The sequence below is a fragment of the Amycolatopsis sp. NPDC004625 genome, from assembly GCF_040609695.1.
GTDB lineage: Bacteria > Actinomycetota > Actinomycetes > Mycobacteriales > Pseudonocardiaceae > Amycolatopsis.
In genome coordinates, this window is sequence record NZ_JBEXKX010000034.1 from 48704 (window position 1) to 65135 (window position 16432).

At 72.2% G+C, this 16432-nt stretch carries 14 protein-coding genes; 4 read left to right on the forward strand and 10 right to left on the reverse strand.

Annotation, left to right across the window (positions count from 1 at the left end):
• Nucleotides 1–7 precede the first annotated feature (7 nt).
• Complete coding sequence (locus ABZW17_RS32095; RefSeq protein WP_354822595.1) at nucleotides 8–1174, reverse strand: cytochrome P450; 1167 nt, start codon at nucleotides 1172–1174, stop codon at nucleotides 8–10.
• 222 nt (nucleotides 1175–1396) lie between these two features.
• On the opposite strand from ABZW17_RS32095, the gene ABZW17_RS32100 reads away from it, so the two are divergent.
• The 3 genes from ABZW17_RS32100 to ABZW17_RS32110 are packed head-to-tail and all read left to right on the forward strand — an operon-like array spanning nucleotide 1397 to nucleotide 5022.
• Nucleotides 1397–2821: an NDP-hexose 2,3-dehydratase family protein gene (locus ABZW17_RS32100; RefSeq protein ID WP_354822597.1), complete on the forward strand. Its 1425-nt coding sequence runs from the start codon at nucleotides 1397–1399 to the stop codon at nucleotides 2819–2821.
• Nucleotides 2822–2864: 43 nt separating this feature from the next.
• Complete coding sequence (locus tag ABZW17_RS32105; protein ID WP_354822599.1) at nucleotides 2865–4016, forward strand: glycosyltransferase; 1152 nt, start codon at nucleotides 2865–2867, stop codon at nucleotides 4014–4016.
• Nucleotides 4017–4041: 25 nt separating this feature from the next.
• Entirely contained in the window at nucleotides 4042–5022 is a 981-nt protein-coding gene (locus ABZW17_RS32110; RefSeq protein ID WP_354822601.1) for a 5'/3'-nucleotidase SurE, read from the forward strand.
• A 63-nt stretch (nucleotides 5023–5085) separates the two neighbouring features.
• Here ABZW17_RS32110 and ABZW17_RS32115 read toward each other — a convergent pair whose 3' ends face one another.
• Genes ABZW17_RS32115 through ABZW17_RS32130 form a run of 4 tightly spaced genes read right to left on the reverse strand, consistent with a single transcriptional unit; the run spans nucleotide 5086 to nucleotide 10936 of the window.
• On the reverse strand, nucleotides 5086–5853 hold the full coding sequence (locus tag ABZW17_RS32115; protein WP_354822603.1) for a class I SAM-dependent methyltransferase: 768 nt from the start codon (nucleotides 5851–5853) through the stop codon (nucleotides 5086–5088).
• Nucleotides 5854–5871: 18 nt separating this feature from the next.
• Nucleotides 5872–6933 carry an aldo/keto reductase gene (locus tag ABZW17_RS32120; RefSeq protein WP_354822605.1) on the reverse strand — a complete coding sequence of 354 codons (1062 nt, stop codon included), beginning with the start codon at nucleotides 6931–6933 and terminating at the stop codon, nucleotides 5872–5874.
• 29 nt (nucleotides 6934–6962) lie between these two features.
• Nucleotides 6963–7724, reverse strand: coding sequence for an NAD-dependent epimerase/dehydratase family protein (locus ABZW17_RS32125; protein ID WP_354822607.1), 762 nt, complete (start codon nucleotides 7722–7724; stop codon nucleotides 6963–6965).
• Nucleotides 7724–10936: a PDZ domain-containing protein gene (locus ABZW17_RS32130; RefSeq protein ID WP_354822609.1), complete on the reverse strand. Its 3213-nt coding sequence runs from the start codon at nucleotides 10934–10936 to the stop codon at nucleotides 7724–7726. Before ABZW17_RS32130 ends, ABZW17_RS32125 begins: the two co-directional genes overlap by 1 nt.
• Before the next feature lie 156 nt (nucleotides 10937–11092).
• Between ABZW17_RS32130 and ABZW17_RS32135 the strand changes: the two genes are divergently transcribed.
• Nucleotides 11093–12289, forward strand: a complete 1197-nt coding sequence (locus ABZW17_RS32135; RefSeq protein ID WP_354822611.1) for a cytochrome P450 — start codon at nucleotides 11093–11095, stop codon at nucleotides 12287–12289.
• Here the strand turns inward: ABZW17_RS32135 and ABZW17_RS32140 are convergent.
• The 5 genes from ABZW17_RS32140 to ABZW17_RS32160 are packed head-to-tail and all read right to left on the reverse strand — an operon-like array spanning nucleotide 12279 to nucleotide 16348.
• Entirely contained in the window at nucleotides 12279–13169 is an 891-nt protein-coding gene (locus ABZW17_RS32140) for an ROK family protein (RefSeq protein ID WP_354822613.1), read from the reverse strand. The genes ABZW17_RS32135 and ABZW17_RS32140 overlap by 11 nt on opposite strands.
• A gap of 5 nt (nucleotides 13170–13174) precedes the next feature.
• On the reverse strand, nucleotides 13175–13873 hold the full coding sequence (locus tag ABZW17_RS32145) for an HAD-IA family hydrolase (RefSeq protein WP_354822615.1): 699 nt from the start codon (nucleotides 13871–13873) through the stop codon (nucleotides 13175–13177).
• Nucleotides 13874–13885: 12 nt separating this feature from the next.
• On the reverse strand, nucleotides 13886–14959 hold the full coding sequence (locus tag ABZW17_RS32150; RefSeq protein ID WP_354822617.1) for a Gfo/Idh/MocA family oxidoreductase: 1074 nt from the start codon (nucleotides 14957–14959) through the stop codon (nucleotides 13886–13888).
• Entirely contained in the window at nucleotides 14956–16116 is a 1161-nt protein-coding gene (gene rifK / locus ABZW17_RS32155) for a 3-amino-5-hydroxybenzoate synthase (protein WP_354822619.1), read from the reverse strand. Before rifK ends, ABZW17_RS32150 begins: the two co-directional genes overlap by 4 nt.
• 31 nt (nucleotides 16117–16147) lie before the next feature.
• Nucleotides 16148–16348, reverse strand: a complete 201-nt coding sequence (locus ABZW17_RS32160; protein WP_354822621.1) for a hypothetical protein — start codon at nucleotides 16346–16348, stop codon at nucleotides 16148–16150.
• Nucleotides 16349–16432 lie beyond the last annotated feature (84 nt).

Here is a 16432-nt window from a genome sequence, read left to right on the forward strand (position 1 = left end):
GACCGGGCTAGCGAAGGATGACCGGCAGGGACTGCAGGCCGGTGAAATCGGGCGACGGCTGGGAAACCGGGGGCCGCTCCGGGTCGGTGCGCAGTTCCGGGTAGCGGTCGAACAGGATGTTCTGCGCGATCCGGCCCTCCAGCCGGCTCAGCGGCGTGCCCAGGCAGAAGTGCACGCCGTGGCCCCACGACAGGTGCAGCTTGTAGTCGCGGGTCGGGTCGAACGCGTGGGGGTCGGCGAAAATGCGTTCCTCGCGGTTGGCCGCGCCGATCCACACCGAAACCAGGCGGTCCTTCGGGATCTTCTCCCCGCTGAGTTCGGTGTCCACCATGGTCGCGCGGATGATGCGCTGGAACGGCGGGTACATCCGCAGCGACTCCTCGATCGCGCCCGGCACCAGCTCGCGGTCCTCGCGGATCCGCTTGGCCTGCACCGGGTTGATGTCCAGCGCCAGCACCGTGTTGGCGAGCATCGACGCGGTCGTGACGTGCCCGGCGATCAGCAGCAGGTTGGCGAAGTTGACCACCTGGGCGTCGGTGAGCCGGTCGCCGTCCACCTCGGCCTGGACCAGCGCCGTGAGCAGGTCCTCGCGCGGGGTGCGACGGCGTTCGGCGGTGTGCTCGGCCAGGTAGGCGCGCAGCTGCTGGATGTCGGCGACCCGCTGCTCCATCGCGGCCGCCACGTCCTCCAGCGCGTCCTTGTCGCTGTTCAGGTGCTTGGTCATCAGCTGCTTGAACCAGACCCGGTCCGACCCCGGCACGCCGAGCATCTCGGCGATCACGATCACCGGCAGCGGGTACGCGAGCGCCTCCACCAGGTCCATCCGGTCGCCGTCTTCGGCTTCGTCCAGCAGCTCGTGGGTCAGCGACTCGATGCGGCCGTCCAGGTTGTCGATCATCCGCGGGGTGAAGCCGCGGTTGACGATGCTGCGCAGCTGGGTGTGCTCCGGCGGGTCGAGGCGCACCATGTTGCCGTCGGTCAGTTCGGTCGCGAACTTGAACTTCGTCGGCATCAGGCGCTGGGAATTGCTGGAGAAGGTCTCCGGATCCATCATGACCGTCAACGCGTCGTCGTACCCGTACACGTGGTGGATCCGCGTTTCCTCGTCGTACCGGACCTTCGCGGGCGGCACTTCCCCGCGCATCCAGACGTGCTGCTCGTGTGTCTCGAACACCGGTCTCCCTAGGTTCGCGCGGTCGTTGCTCGGCCAGACAGTTACTACTCCGGCGGCGGGTGCGCGGGAAATCCCTCAGGCTGGTCGTTCGCTCTGCGCAACCGTGCGCTGCTATCAGAACGGGGGATGTCCGGCCGGAGACGGCCGCCCTAGCCTACGGACGACTCATGCGGGCCGACAGCGGCTTGATCCCACGGTCGAAGGAAAAGAGGGCGCGCGCCGATGTCCACTGCCGGGCTGCTGACCACGACCGACGACGACCTGCTGCGCCGGTTCACCGAATCGGCCAACACGCACGACCGCGTGGTGGTCCCGACCCCGGTGTTCCACGAATGGTTCGCCGAACGCCAGGCGGCCAACAGCTACCAGGTCACCCAGGTCCCGTTCGGCGAGCTGGCCGGCTGGCGCTTCCAACCCGACAGCGGCAACCTCGTCCACGACAGCGGCCGGTTCTTCGCCGTCGAAGGCCTCGCGGTGCACACCGACCACAGCGAGCACGCGCACTGGACGCAGCCGATCATCCGGCAGCCGGAGACCGGCATCCTCGGCATCCTCGTCAAGGAGTTCAACGGCGTCCTGCACTGCCTGATGCAGGCCAAGATGGAGCCGGGCAACGTCAACCTGACCCAGCTCTCCCCCACCCTGCAGGCCACCCGCAGCAACTACACCCGGGTGCACAAGGGAAAGCCGATCCCGTACCTGGAGTACTTCACCGCCCCGTGGCGCGGCCGGGTGCTGGTCGACGTGCTGCAGTCCGAGCAGGGCGCGTGGTTCCTGCACAAGCGCAACCGCAACATGGTCATCGAGGTCACCGACGACATCCCGGTGCTCGAGGACTTCTGCTGGCTGACCCTGGCGCAGCTGCACGAGCTGCTGCACGTGGACAACCTGGTCAACATGGACTCGCGCACGGTGCTCTCGGGCATCCCGTTCGCCGCGCCCGTCGACCGGCCGTCGATCCTCGACGAGGACTCGTTCCGCGGTGCGCTCCTGCGGTCGCTGGCCGAGCGCAAGGGCGCGCTGCACGAGCTGCCGTCGGTGCTCAGCTGGTTCACCGAGGCGAAGACCAAGCACTCCCTGGAGCAGCAGCGGATCCCGCTCAACCAGGTGGAGGGCTGGCACTCCGCGGACAAGTACATCAGCCACGACGAAGGCAAGTACTTCTCGGTGATCGGCGTCGACGTCCAGGCGAGCAACCGCGAGGTGGCGCACTGGACGCAGCCGATGCTGGCGCCGGTCGGCCGCGGGCTGCTCGCCTTCCTGGCCAAGCGGATCGGGGGCGTGCTGCACGTGCTCGTCCAGGCGCGCACCCAGGCGGGCACGTTCGACGTCATCGAGATGGCCCCGACCGTGCACTGCACGCCGGAGAACTACGAAGGCGCGGAGCCGCCGCGGTACCTGCGGCACGTCCTGGACGCGGCGCCCGGCGCGATCAAGCACGACGTCGTGCACTCCGAGGAGGGCGGCCGCTTCCACCACGCGGAGAACCGGTACGTGGTCGTCGAGGTGGGCGACGACTTCCCGGTCGAGGTGCCGCCGGACTTCATCTGGATGACCGCGCGGCAGGCCACGAACCTGGTGCGGTACAGCAACTACTTCAACGTCGAGGCGCGCAGCCTGCTGACGGGCCTGCACACGCTGTGGTGAACCGCAACCGTCCACTGCGGACGGATCGTAGCCAGGAGGACACTTGAAGGTCATCGTGCTCGCCGGGATCACCCCGTCGACGTTCTTCGCCCACGTTTCGCTCGCCACGGCCCTGCGCAACGCCGGGCACCAGGTGATGGTGACCGCGGCCGCCGACGACGTCGTCCCGGCCATCGCCGCGGCCGGGCTGCCCGCGGTGCCGGTCATGCAGCCGAACCTGACCCGGGAGCAGATCCGCGCCGAGAACGGGCTGGCGGAGGTGCCGGCCGACGCCGTCGAGCGGGAACACTGGGCGGGCCGGCTGTTCGCGGTGATCGAAACCCTGCCGATGGACAGCCTCGTGGCGTTCGCGGAGGGCTGGCGCCCCGACGTCGTCATCGGCGGCATGCTGGCCTACGCCGCGCCGCTGCTGGCCGCCCGGCTCGGCGTCCCGTACGTGCGGCAGGCGTGGGACATCCACGACCCGAAGCTGTTCGACGCCGGCGCGACGGCCCAGCTGCAGAAGGAGCTGGCGGACCTGGGACTGACCGAGCTGCCCGAGCCGGACCTGCTGATCGAGGTCATGCCGCCGAGCCTGCGGGAGCCGGGGTCGAAGCACGGGCAGATGATGCGGTGGTTCGCGGGCAACACGCAGTGCCGGCTGGAACCGTGGATGTACACCAAGGGCGCGGAGAAGCGGGTCGGCATCACCGTCGGGACCGGCGTGGCGGACTACCACCAGTACGACTTCGTCCAGGGCATCGTGAAGAACGTCGCCACCCTCGACGTGGAAGCGGCGGTGGCGGTGCCCGAGGAGGCCGTCCCCACCCTGCGGGAGCGGCTGGACGACAAGAACGTCGAGGTGGGCTGGATCCCGCTCGACATCCTCGCCCCCACCTGCGACGTCCTGGTGCACCAGAGCGGCGGCAGCACGATGATGACGGCGCTGAGCTTCGGCGTGCCGCAGGTGCTGCTGCCCGACGCCGGGCAGTTCCGCCAGATGGACATGGCCCGCCGGCTCGTCGAGGCGGGCGCGGCGGTGATGCTCACGCACGAGCAGGCCACCACCGAGGCGATTGCGGAAAAGTGCCAGGAGATCCTCTCCGATCCCCGTTACGCTGCGGCCGCGGCCGGGCTGGCCCGGGAGATCGCCGCGCTGCCCCTGCCGTCCGAAGTGGTCCGGCGCATCGAATGGCTCGTCCACGCACACAACTGATCGGAAGAACCGGAAGAGGAGGACGATGCTGTCCAAAGTTCTGCGGGTCGCGGTCGCCGCGGCGGTGGTCACGGCGGTGGCGGTGCCGGCCCAGGCCAGTGCGCGCGAAGACGGGGTTTCGCTGGCCGGCAAGAAGGTCGTGCTGGTCAACGACGACGGCGTGCAGGCCGCGAAGGCCAACGGATCCGACGGGCGCGGGATCTACGTGCTCCGCCAGGCCCTGTGCCGGGCCGGAGCCGACGTCGCCGTCGTCGGGCCGTGGGGGCAGCAGAGCGGGAAGAGCCGGGCGGTGTCGGGCGCGCCCTTCGTCGCCGTCGCCCCGCCGCTGGCCGTACCGGCCGAGTTCGCCGCCGACTGCGCGAACGCCCCCGGCCACGGGCTGGTGCTGGGTGTCTGCCAGGGCACGGCCCCGTGCGCGGCGGACAGCCCGTCGGTGACGCCGGCGGATTCGGTCGACATCGCCCTGACCGGCGTGCTCCCGCAGCGCCTCGGCTGGGCGAACGGACCGGACCTGGTCGTGTCGGGCATCAACTCGGGGCCCAACACGGACATCGCGGTCAACGGCTCGGGCACGATCGGCGCGGCCACGGTCGCGGTCGAACGCGGGGTGCCGGCGGTGGCGGTCAGCGCCGGGACGCAGGTCTCGCCCCCGCCGTCGAACGACACGTACAAGGCCGCGGCCGACGTCGTCGTCCGGCTGCTGGCGTCGCCGCGGACGTGGACGTTCGTGAAGGACATGGCGCTGGTGAACGTCAACCAGCCGGACGTCCAGCCGGGCGCGGGCCCGTCCCCGGTGCGCTGGACGTCGGTGGGCCGCGTGGTTCAGGGCCGGATCGCGTACACGTCGACGGGCGACGGGACGTACCAGATCGGGTACAACGCGGTGACGCCGCCGCCGGTCCTCGAGCCGGGGAGCGACACGAAGGCGCTGCTGGACGGGTATGTGAGTGTGTCGGCGGTGGACGTGAACCGGACGTTCACCGGTTCGCTGACCCGGCACCGCTGAGTTTCCGACGCCGAAAGGGCGCGCCGCGATCGTTCGCGGCGCGCCCTTTCGGCGTTTCGGTGGCTATTCGCCCCACTTGGCGTAGATCACCGGCTGCTCGCGGTGCGGCAGCTGCCGCAGCTTCAGGTTCTCCAGCCCCAGCGTCTCCCGCAGCGCCTTCGTGACGCCGGGCCAGCGCGGGTGGCCGAGCTCGTCGAAGGCCAGGATGCTGCCGCGGGTCAGGTGCGGGCGGATCGCCTCGAACACGTCGCGGGTCGGCTCGTACAGGTCGAGGTCGAAGAACGCCATCCCGATCACCGTCTCGGGGTTCTCCGCCAGGTACTGCGGGACCGTCTCGCGGACGTCACCCTGCACCACGAACGTGCGCTGGACGTGCGAAACCGGGTCGCCGGCCTCGTGCGCCGCGAGGACCTCGCGCAGGTGGTCCACCTCGTCCTCGGGGACCGCGAACCGGCCGACCGCCGCGCTCGGGCTGACCTCGTCGATCTCGTTCAGGTCCGGGAACCCGGTGAACGTGTCGAAGCCGATGATGCGGCGGAAGGAGTTGTACGGCTCGTGGATGCCGCGCAGGGCCGCCAGCGTGGCCAGGTGACGGCCGTGCAGGACGCCGAACTCCATGATCACGCCCGGGAGGTCGACCAGCTCGCGGTAGAGCGCGTCCATCGTCAGCAGGTCCGCCAGCTGGTGGCGCCGCAGGTACACCGGGAGGTTGTCGATCAGGTACACCGGCGGCATCGGCGTCTCGGTCAGCAGCTTCGTGAGCCGCTCCCGGACCTCCTTCTCCACCGGCGACTCGTGCGGCAGGATTCCCGGGTTCTTGTGTTGCGACATCAGCTTTCCTCTCAGGTGTCAGGACGACATCCAGGCTTGCGGCGCGGGCCCGCCCCGCCCGGCCGGCGGGAACAGGGCGTCGAGCCGGGCGGTTTCCGCCTCGGACAGGGGGGCGCCCAACGCGTCGATCGCGCCGTCGACGTGGTCTTCGGTGCGGGGGCCGATGACCACCCCGGTCACCCCGGGGCGGCCCAGCACCCACGCGAGCCCCACGTCGGCCGGCTCGCGGCCGATCTCGCGGCAGAAGCGTTCGTATTCGGCGATCGTGTCGCGCCACTCCTCCAGCGCGGGCACCGCGCGGCCCTGCGCGGACTTCACGGCGGTCCCCTCGGCCAGTTTCCGGAGGACGCCGCTGAGCAGGCCGCCGTGCAGCGGGGACCAGGCGAACACCGCGATGCCGTACGCCTGCGCCGCGGGCAGCACCTCCAGCTCCGGGAACCGGGTCACCAGGTTGTACCCGCACTGCTCTGACACCACGCCGAGGAAGTTCCGGTGCCGGGCCGTTTCCTGGGCCGCGGCGAGGTTCCAGCCGGCGAAGTTGGACGAGCCCACGTACCGGACCTTGCCCTGGCCGACGAGCTGTTCCATCGCCTGCCAGACCTCGTCCCAGCTGCTCGCGTGGTCGGCCAGGTGCATCTGGTACAGGTCGATCCAGTCGGTGCCCAGCCGCCGCAGCGACGCCTCGCACGCGGCGACGATGTGCCGCGCCGACAGCCCGCGTTCGTTGGGGCCGGGGCCCATCTCGTTGCCGACCTTGGTGGCCAGGACGACGTCGTCGCGCCGCGACGAGCTCGCCGCCAGCCACCGCCCGATGACCTCTTCGGTATATCCTTTGTAGACACGCCAGCCGTACATGTTCGCCGTGTCGACGAAGTTGATGCCCTGCGCCAGCGCGTGGTCCATCAGGCGGTGGGACTCCAGCTCCTCGACCCGGCCGCCGAAGTTCACGGTGCCCAGTGCGAGCCGGCTGACGCGCAGGCCGGTCCGGCCCAGCTGCGTGTAGAACCGGTCGGGCTCGCCCGGCGTGCCGAGCCGGTCCAGGAGGGTTTCACGAGGCTTGGCTTCGACGGCGAATGTCATGAAGAGATCCCTCGGTGTCGACGGTGCGGTCAGCCGGTCGCGGCCGGCGCACGGCCGGCGTACTCCCGGAAGTACTTGCCCAGCACGCGGCGGCAGTAGCCGTCGCCGCCGAGGCGGGCGGTCTCCGGGACGAGCCGGTGCAGCCGGGCGACGGACACCGGCTGGCTCGCCACCTCGCTGACGTACTCGCGCTCCGCCCGGATCCCGAGCCCGGCTTCGAGGTGGTCCACGATCCGTTCGATCGGGGTGGCCGTGCCGGTGGCGACGTTGACGACGGTCCGGCTCGCGCCGGTGGCGAGCAGCCGGTCCACGACGTCGACCAGGTCGTCGACGTCGATGAGGTCCCGACGGGCGCCGCGGTAGAGCCGGACCGCGCCCGACTCGATCTGCCGCACCAGGGCGGGCACCAGCATCCGCGGGTGCTGCGCCGGGCCGACGACGTGGGCCAGCCGGAGGGCCAGGTAGTCGGCGCGAGAAGCGGCGAGGACCGCTTCCAGCGCCAGGTTGTGCCGTCCGTAGGCGGTCGACGGGAAGACCGGCCCGTCCTCCCGGCCCGGTTCGCCGGGCACCGCGTACATGGCCGCCGAGGCGGTGGAGAAGAACACGAGCTTCTCCTGCCGCCGCTCGCAGCGGTCGATCAGCTCGTAGAGCCGCGTGGCCTCCCGGGCGAAATCCGCTTCGGGGATCCCGGAAGCGACCGACACGCCGAACGCGGCGAGCACGACTCCCGGGTGGGAGTCCGCGAGGGCCGCGAAGTTGCCGGCGAGGAAGCCGCTTCCGATGACCTCCATCAAAGCTCCTTCGACCGGCCGTGGGTGGGCGGGCCGAGCTCCGGCGGCACCGGGAAGCCGGTGCGGTCCAGAGATCCGAGGACGAGGTCGATCGCGGTGTCCAGCTGCGGATCGCGGTCGGCGACCCAGTCCTGCGGCGTGATCTCCACCTCGACGTCGGGCGTGACGCCGTGGCCGTCCAGCCAGCCGGGGCCGTCCCACCACTTCGACACCGTCGGCTGGGACACCCGCGAGCCGTCCAGGAGGGCCTGGTCGGCCGGGATCGAGCCGGTCATCGAGCCGTGCGTGCGGGTGCCGACGAGCGTCGCCGCGCCCAGCAGCTGCAGCGAAACGACGAGGTTTTCCGGGCCGCAGGTGGTGAACTCGTCGACGACCACCACGACCGGGCCGCGGACGGTGTCGTACGGCCAGGTGTAGGGCTGGGCGAACCGCGGCCGGTGCCAGCCGGTGACCCGCCGGGTCAGCAGGTCCAGCAGCGGGTGGAGGTCGCCGCCGTGGTTGCCGCGCAGGTCCAGGATCAGCCCGGTCCGCTCGAGCTCCTCGCCCAGGTCGCGGTTGAGGTCGGCCCACCCGGCCGCCACCATGTCGATGATCCGCAGGTAGCCGACGCGCCCGCCGGTCCGCTCGGCCACCCGGGCCCGGCGGCGCACGGTCAGGTCGTGGTGGCGCAGCCGGGATTCGTGCGGTGTCGGCACGACGGTGAGGCGGAACTCGGTGTCGTCGCGGCGCAGGGTCAGCTTGACCGGCCGGCCCGCCTTCCCGGCCAGCCGCGGCATCGGCCCGTACGCCGGGTCGACGGCCTCGCCGTCCACGGCGGTGATGACGTCGCCTGGGCGGGCCGTCACGCCGGGCCCGGTCAGCGGGGTGCGGTGCATGCTCGACGAGATGTCGCCGGTCAGCAGCCGTTCGATGCGCCAGCCGTCCCCGGCCGTCGGCGCCAGGTCCGCGCCGAGGTAGCCGGGCGGCGGCGCGGGCCGGCCCTGGCCGCCGATGAAGAACACGCCGACGTGCGAGACGCTCAGCTCGCCGTGCATCTCCATGATCACGTCGAACAGGTCGTGGCTGCAGCCGATCCGGTCCAGCACCTTCCGGTAGCGGGCGCCGATCGACGGCCAGTCGACGCCGTCGACGTCGGCGCGCCAGTAGCGGTCGCGCACCAGGCGCCAGGACTCGTCGAACATCTGGCCCCACTCGGCGACCGGGTCGGTCTCGACCTCGATCGCGCCGAGGTCGGCGACCAGCTCGGTCCCGTCGTCGCCGAGCGGCTTGACGTGCACGGACCCGCCGGCCCGGTAGGCCAGCCGGCCGCCGTTCGCGGCGACCGAGTAGGGGCCGACGGCCTTCTCCAGCAGCGTCGGCCGGCTCGCGTCCGCGAGCCGGTAGCCCACCAGCCGCGGCATCGGCGGCGGCCCGGGCGCGTGCCGGGTCGCTTCCCCGAGGACGCCGTGGGACGGCCGGTCCAGCCAGGCCACGCCGCCGTCGATCGCCACCAGGGACTCGTAGGTGCCCGCCTCGACCGGGAACGGCACCACGCGCTCGGGCAGGTTCTCGAGGTCCACGGCGCTCTCCGCAGGCGTGTCCTCCTCCAGCCAGCCGCCGTAGCTCGCGTCGAAGGGCGAGGGCGCGCGTCCGTCGAGCGGCACCAGGTGCGGCCGCACGCCCGGGACGAACCCGGCCTGCTGCAGCTGCCCGTTGAGGTTCGGGCCCGTCGGGTCGAGCGTGCTGCCCGACAGGAACGCGAGGTAGCGCCCGTCCGGGGTGAAGACCGGGGAGCCGTCCTGGAACCGGCCGCGGGTGACGTCGGCGACGTGGCCGTCGGCCAGCCGGGCGAGCCGGATCCGGCTGCGGCCACCGCCCTTGGACACCGTCGGCTGCGCCCAGGCGAGCAGGTCGGAGCCGGGCGAGAACGCGAGGCCGGCGCAGGGGCCGTGGTCCTGGTCGGTGCGGACCAGCTCGGTCAGCGCGCCGGAGGCCAGGTCCACGGTCAGCAGCCGGACGTCCGTGGCGACCGCGGCGGTCCGCCCGTCCGGCGCGACGACGAGTTCCCGGGCCCGGCCCAGCTCCCCGTGCGCCAGCCGGCGGGCCGGGGAACCGTCCTGGGCGAGGACGTCGATGCCCTCTTCGCCGCCCTGGTCGCTGACGCAGACGACGGTTGCGGCGTCCTCGGTGACGACGGGCAGCCGCGCCCGCGCGCCCGGGACGTCGAAGACCGGCCGGGGCTCGCCGCCCTCGGCCGGGAACAGGTGCAGCGTGCCGCGCACCTCGGCGACCAGGTGCCGGCCTGCCGGGTCGAGCGCGATGCTGCCGGTCGCCGTGGCCCCGGACCAGGTGCGCGGGAGCCGGCCGCGGCCCGCGTCCGCCAGCCGGATCCGCAGCTGCACGGGCTGTTCGCTGCCGGGCGCCAGCAGGAAGAGGCGGCCGGACTGTTCGTAGACGACGTGGTTGCCGTCCGAAGTCGCGTTGCGCGCGTAGAACTCGCCGAGGTCACCGTGGCGGCGCAGGCCCGAACCGTCGATCTCCGCCGAGTAGAGCGCGCCGACGCCCTCGTGGTCGGAGAGGAACGCCATCCGCGAACCGGCCCACACCGGGTTGGTCAGGTTCCCGCCGAGGGACCGCAGGACCGGCTCGAACGTCTTGCCGTCCGGCGAGTACCAGATCTTGCCGGCGCAGCCGCCGCGGTAGCGCTTCCAGTAGACGGGCTCGAACACCGTCATCGTGCCGACCAGCTGGGCGCCGTCGGCGCGCACCGCGAGCTCCGCGGCGGGCCCGCAGGGCACCTCGCGCGGCGGCCCCGCGACGGGGACGGCGAACATCCAGGCGCGGCGGTCGGCCGCGCGGCCGTAACCGGACCGGGCCAGCACCTCCGTGTCGGAGAGCCAGCCGCAGGTCGCGGTGTTGCGGTCGGCCCAGTGCGTCAACTGCTGCGGGCGGCCGCCGTCGAGCTCGGTGTACCAGACCTCGCGCGCGCCACCGCGCAACGCCACCGTGTTGCCACCCGTCACCGACGTCCACGCCAGCCGCGTCGCCGACGGGTTCAGCCGCGGCAGCGACACGCGCGCGCCGCCGGGACCGGCGTCCTCGACCACGCACCGCGCCGTCGCGGTCCCCGCGAGAGCCTCCGCGACCGACGTCAGCCACACCCGATCCTCAGCCACGAAGGTCAGCACGTCACCGGCGACGTGGGGGTGCCTCAGGTAAGTGTCAGCAGTCACCTTCGGGACGCTAGGGCAAGCAAGATCCGGCGGGCATCCCCCGACCTGATAGCGCCCACGCCTACCAGCTTGCAGGATGCTCGGCGGCCCGTCCCTTCCCTAACGTGGGCGCGAAACGACGTCGCAGCAGGCTTTTCCGCCCGGAAGGGACGGCTCATGACCGCCACCGAGGAACCCGTGACCGAGATCGCCGCCTTCCCCGAAGACCGGACCTGCCCGTACCAGCCGCCGTCCGGCTACCGGGCGGCCGCCGGGCGCGGCCCGATCTCGCAGCTGGAGCTGTACGACGGCCGGGTGGTCTGGGGCGTCACCGGCCACACCGAGGCGCGCCGGCTGCTGGCCGACCCCCGGCTGTCCACCGACCGCCGGAACCCGGCGTTCCCCGCGACGACCGAGGTGGTCGGGCGCATCCGCAACCGGCTCACCCCGCCGCTGGTCGGCGTGGACGACCCGGTGCACAAGGTGCAGCGCGGGCGGCTGATCCCGAGCTTCACGCACCGCCGGATCAACGCCCTGCGGCCGCGCATCCACGAGATCGCCGGGCGGGTGCTCGACACGATGGTCGAGAAGGGCCCGCCCGCGGACCTCGTCACCGACTTCGCGCAGCCGCTGCCGTCGATGGTGATGTGCCACCTGCTGGGCGTGCCGTACGAGGACCACGACCACTTCGAGCAGCGGACGACCCGGATGCTGTCCGGCGAGAACCCGGCGATCGCCATGGGCGAACTGCGGGAGTACCTGCTCGCCCTGGCCGGCGAGAACCGCCACAAGCTGAACGAGGGCCTGTTCGGCGACCTCGTCGAGGCGCCCGAGGGCGAGGTGTCCCGCGCCGACCTGGTCGACCTGACGGTGGTCATCCTCGGCGCCGGCTTCGAAACCACGGCCAGCATGCTGTCCCTCGGCATCTTCACGCTGCTGGACAACCCCGAGCGGCTCGCCGAGCTGCGCGCGGACCCGTCGCTGTGGGGCGCGGCCGGCGAGGAGCTGCTGCGCTACACGTCCATCACCGACGGCATCACGCGGGTGGCCACCGAGGACATCGAGATCGGCGGCGTCACCATCCGCAAGGACGACGGCATCATCTTCCTGACGTCGGCGCTGAACCGCCACGAGGACGTCCGCGAAGACCCGGACGTCCTGGACTGGCACCGCCCGACCCGCAACCACATCGCGTTCGGGTTCGGCGCCCACCAGTGCCTCGGCCAGAACCTGGCCCGGATCATCCAGGAGATCGCGCTGCAGCAGCTGTTCGAGCGGCTGCCGGACCTGCGCCTGGCGACCGCGGCCGCGGAGATCCCCTTCCGGCCGGGTGCCGCCGTGCAGGGCATGATCAAGCTGCCGGTCACCTGGTAGCGATCAGCCGGGCCAGGGACACCGCGCCGCGCAGGGAGGACAGGCCTCCCAGCGCGGCCGGTTCCGCCGGCAACGGCAGCTGACCGGGCCGGGCGAACTCGGCGAGGTGCTCGGAGACCCGGCCGACGAACCCGGGCAGGCCGGCCGCGAAACCGCCGCCGATCACCACGCGGTCCGGGTGCACCAGCTCCTGCACGCCGGTCACCGCGGCGGCCAGGGCGCGAGTGGTCCGGCGGACCGCGTCCACGGCCCACGGCCGCCCGGCATCGAGGGCGTGGCGGAGGTCGTCGAACGTCACCGGCGCTCCCCGAAGGTGCGCCGCCCGGTCCAAAGTGGCCGGTCCGGACGCGATGGCCTGCAGGCAGCCGCACCGGCCGCACACGCAGGGCGGCCCGTCCAGCTCGACGACGACGTGGCCGAGTTCGAACGAGCCGCGGGCCGTGCCGGGGCAGGGTTCGCCGTGCAGGACCAGGCCGCCGCCGATGCCGGTGCCCACGCCGACGTAGAGCAGGTTGTCGCAGGCCGCGGCCCGTGCCTCGGCGAGTGCGCCGAGGTCGCCGTCGTCCGCCCAGGCGACAGCCGCCTCGGGGAACAGCTCCTGCAGCGCCACATCCAGGGCCAAACCGGTCCACTCAGGACGGTTGGGCCACGCCGTGACCCGGCCGTCCGGTGTGACCGTGCCGGGCATGGCGACCCCGACCGCCCGCAGCGGCGAGCCGAGCCGCGTCCGCAGCCCGGCCACGTGCCCGGCGAGCTGGGCGAGGTCCGCCGCGGCGCTGTGCCGCGGCGCCCACGCGAACGCGGTCTCGTCGGCCGGGCCGTCGTCGGTCTCGACCCGGAAGGCGACCTTGGTGCCGCCGACGTCGATCCCGAGGTACACGGGTCTCAGCGAAGCGACAGGGCCGGGCAGATGGCGAGGAGGTCGGCCGGGCGTTCCAGCACCACGTCGGGACCGGCCGCCAGCAGCTCGCCGACGTCGTCCGGGGGCGCCCACAGCGCGGCGGCCGAAGCGACGCCCGCGTCCCGGGCGCTGGCCAGGTCGGTCGGCGCGTCGCCGACCATGATGGCCCGCTCGGCCGGGACGTCCAGCAGGTCGAGGGCCTTGAGCACCATGTCGGGGGCCGGCTTCGGCCGGGCGACCTCGTCCGAGCCGATGACGTGCGCGAAGAACGGGAGCAGGCCGAGCTTGTCGAGCAGCGAACGCGCCCGCGGACCGCTCTTGCCGGTCGCGATGGCCAGTTTCAGCCCGCGCGTGCGCAGGGTCAGCAGCAGTTCGACGACACCGTCGAAAACCGTCACCTGGTCGGCGAGGCGGTAGCTCTCGCGGACGAACGGTTCCTCCATCGCCAGCGGCAGGTCCATGATCCGCATGATGTCGGGGAAGTACCGGCCGAGGTGGCGCCGGTACTCCTCGAACGGCGCCGGGCCGTCGCCGACGACTTCGGCGTAAGCGATGGCGAAGGCCTCACTCATCACCGCGAAGCTGTCGACGACGACCCCGTCGAGGTCGAAGATGACCGCTTGCCGGGCGGACACCGAGGGATCGGCCTCGGTGCCGGGCCGGTCGACGATCGGGAAAGCCATGGAGCACCCTCTCTACTGGTACGCCGGCACCGGGCGCGGGTCGCGCGCCGAGCGGGCCGAGGCGTAGAAGTTTTCGATCATCCGGACGATCGGCCGGGCCTCGGCGACCGCGACGCCGCGGTTGCCGGGGTCGGCCAGCCTGGCGGCGAGCCCGTCCAGCTGGCGCCGGTACTCGGCGCCGATCGGCTCGGCGGGCAGGGTGACGGGGGTGGTGGTCCCCTCGCTGGTCAGCGTCAGCTCGGGCTCGGGCTGGCGGTTGGGGCTGAAACCGAAGGTGCACCGCAGTTCCGCGACGCCGGCGCTGCCTTCGACGCGGATCAGGGTGACGTCCCGGGCCTCGTGCGAGGCCCAGCTGGCCCGCAGCGACACGGAGACGCCGTCGTCGCGGACGAGGAACCCGCGGGCGGTGTCCTCGACGTCGGCGGCGTCGGCGGCGGACAGGTCCTTGCGCCAGGCCGCGCTCCACGCGCCGACGTTGACGAAGTCGTCCGAAGTCGACCCGGTCACCTGCGTGAAGCGGCCCGGGCCGAGCAGGTGCGCGAGCGTGTCGAGCAGGTGCCAGCCGAGGTCGAACAGCACCCCGCCGCCGGCCTTGTCGCGCTGGGTGAACCAGCCGGCCCGCGGGACACCGCGCGAGCGGACCCAGGCCAGGTCGACGTGCCGGATGTCGCCGAGGTCCGGCACGAGCTGCGCCAGCGTCCGGACGTCGGCGCGGTAGCGGGCGGCGCTGCCGGCCAGCAGCATCCCGCCGCTGCGTTCGGCCGCCGCCAGGACGTCGACCTCGGCCGAGGTCAGGCACACCGGTTTCTCCAGGAAGACCGGGATCCCGGTGGCCATCAGCGAGCCGGCCACCTCGGCGTGCAGGTGGTTCGGGACCGCGACGACCGCCAGGTCGATCGCCCGCGCGGACAGCGCTTCCACGCCCGCGTGCACCGGGATGCCCGCGGTCTTGGCGAAGGCCGCGCGCGACGCCGGATCGGCGTCGACGGCGGCGACCACCTCGAAGTCCGCGTGCTCCCGCAGCAGCGGCAGCCACAGTTCGCGGCCGGCCCACCCGAGGCCGACGACGGCGACCTTGACACTCATGCAGAAGCCACCGCGTCGGCGATGATCTCGGCGGTCGCGTGCATCTCGGCCTCCCCGGCCAGCAGGGTGCGGTGGTGCAGCCACACGCAGTCCGCGCTGATCGCTTCGGTGTTCGGGCAGCGCTTCGCGACCGCGTCGAGGCTTTCGTCCGGCGCGCCGATCTCCCAGAACGCGTCGGTGCGGTAGATCGCGCGGAACCCGGCGAACGCGGGCAGACCGGCCTCGACGAGCCGGCCGACCAGCGCGTTGCGCCGCTCCTCGGTGATCCCCGGGACGCGGAACATGGCCATGTAGTGCGAGTTCCGGTCGGCGCGCGGGTCGTCGCCCTGCGGGACGACGCCGTCGATCCCGGCGAGCAGGCGGGAGAGCAGGGCCCAGCGCTCGTCGCGGAGGGCGATCTGGGCGTCGAGGCGGCTCAGCTGCGCGCGCAGCACGGACGCCGAGAACTCGTTGAGCCGCATGTTGGAGCCGGCGATCAGGTGCAGGTACCGGGTGTCGTTCTTCGGCCGGCCGCAGCTGTGGCGCAGGAAGGCGCGCTCGTGCATCTCCTGCTCCGGGAAGAGCACGGCGCCGCCTTCGCCCGCGGTCATCAGCTTGCCGTTCTGGAAGCTGAACGTCGCGACCGTGCCGAGCTCGCCGACGCGCTTGCCCTGCCAGCGGGCGCCGTGCGCGTGCGCGGCGTCCTGCAGGATCTGCACGCCGGTGTCGGCGGACAGCTTCGCGAGCGCGTCCATGTCCGCCATCAGCCCGGCCATGTGCACCGGCATGATCACCTTGGTGCGCGGGGTGATGGCGTCCGCGGCGGCCGCGACGTCGATGCAGTAGGTCTCCGGGTCGACGTCGACCGGGACCGCGACCGCGCCGAGCCGCTGCGCCGCCTGGGAAGACGAGATGAAGGTGAAGGCCGGCACGATGACCTCGGTGCCCGGCCCGACGTCCATGCACTGCAGGGCGAGCTCGAGCGCGTGCGTGCCGTTGGTGACCGCGAGCGCGTGCTCGGCGCCGTGGTGCTCGGCGAACTCGCGCTCGAAGGAGTTGACCTCGTCGCCGCCCATCCGCCACCACAGGCCCTGCTCCAGCGCCCGGATCAGGCCTTCCCGCTCGGCCTCGTCGTAGTGCGGCCATTGGGGGAACACCGGTGCCTGTCGCGCGTTCATGTCTCTCCGATTCTCCATGGGTCGAACCTCTTCACCAAAGGCCGAACAAAGCGCGGTACGAGTCCATCAGGCATTGCAGAACGAGGTCCGCCGCATTCGTACCGGCCGCGGGCGTCCGTTCGGTGACGACGCTGTCGCCGAACTCGCTTTCCAGGTGTTTCACCAGTGCATTCCACGCGGCTTCGTCGTACTCGACCGGCTGCGGGAGTTCTGCAGGCTGTCGCGCATCCATATTTCTCCGAATCATCGCCCGGTTCCCAAAATATGGCGGCGCCCGGCCGGGCCGCATCCCCCGGCCTGGTAGTAGTCCGCGGGC

What these genes read in the sequence shown, in the direction of transcription:
- ABZW17_RS32120 (WP_354822605.1), bottom strand. Translation starts at nt 6,933, where the DNA reads ATGACATTCGCCGTCGAAGCCAAGCCTCGTGAAACCCTCCTGGACCGG.
- ABZW17_RS32150 (WP_354822617.1), bottom strand. Translation starts at nt 14,959, where the DNA reads ATGAGTGTCAAGGTCGCCGTCGTCGGCCTCGGGTGGGCCGGCCGCGAA.
- ABZW17_RS32135 (WP_354822611.1), top strand. Translation starts at nt 11,093, where the DNA reads ATGACCGCCACCGAGGAACCCGTGACCGAGATCGCCGCCTTCCCCGAA.
- rifK (WP_354822619.1), bottom strand. Translation starts at nt 16,116, where the DNA reads ATGAACGCGCGACAGGCACCGGTGTTCCCCCAATGGCCGCACTACGAC.
- ABZW17_RS32115 (WP_354822603.1), bottom strand. Translation starts at nt 5,853, where the DNA reads ATGTCGCAACACAAGAACCCGGGAATCCTGCCGCACGAGTCGCCGGTG.
- ABZW17_RS32145 (WP_354822615.1), bottom strand. Translation starts at nt 13,873, where the DNA reads ATGGCTTTCCCGATCGTCGACCGGCCCGGCACCGAGGCCGATCCCTCG.
- ABZW17_RS32110 (WP_354822601.1), top strand. Translation starts at nt 4,042, where the DNA reads ATGCTGTCCAAAGTTCTGCGGGTCGCGGTCGCCGCGGCGGTGGTCACG.
- ABZW17_RS32125 (WP_354822607.1), bottom strand. Translation starts at nt 7,724, where the DNA reads ATGGAGGTCATCGGAAGCGGCTTCCTCGCCGGCAACTTCGCGGCCCTC.
- ABZW17_RS32160 (WP_354822621.1), bottom strand. Translation starts at nt 16,348, where the DNA reads ATGGATGCGCGACAGCCTGCAGAACTCCCGCAGCCGGTCGAGTACGAC.
- ABZW17_RS32100 (WP_354822597.1), top strand. Translation starts at nt 1,397, where the DNA reads ATGTCCACTGCCGGGCTGCTGACCACGACCGACGACGACCTGCTGCGC.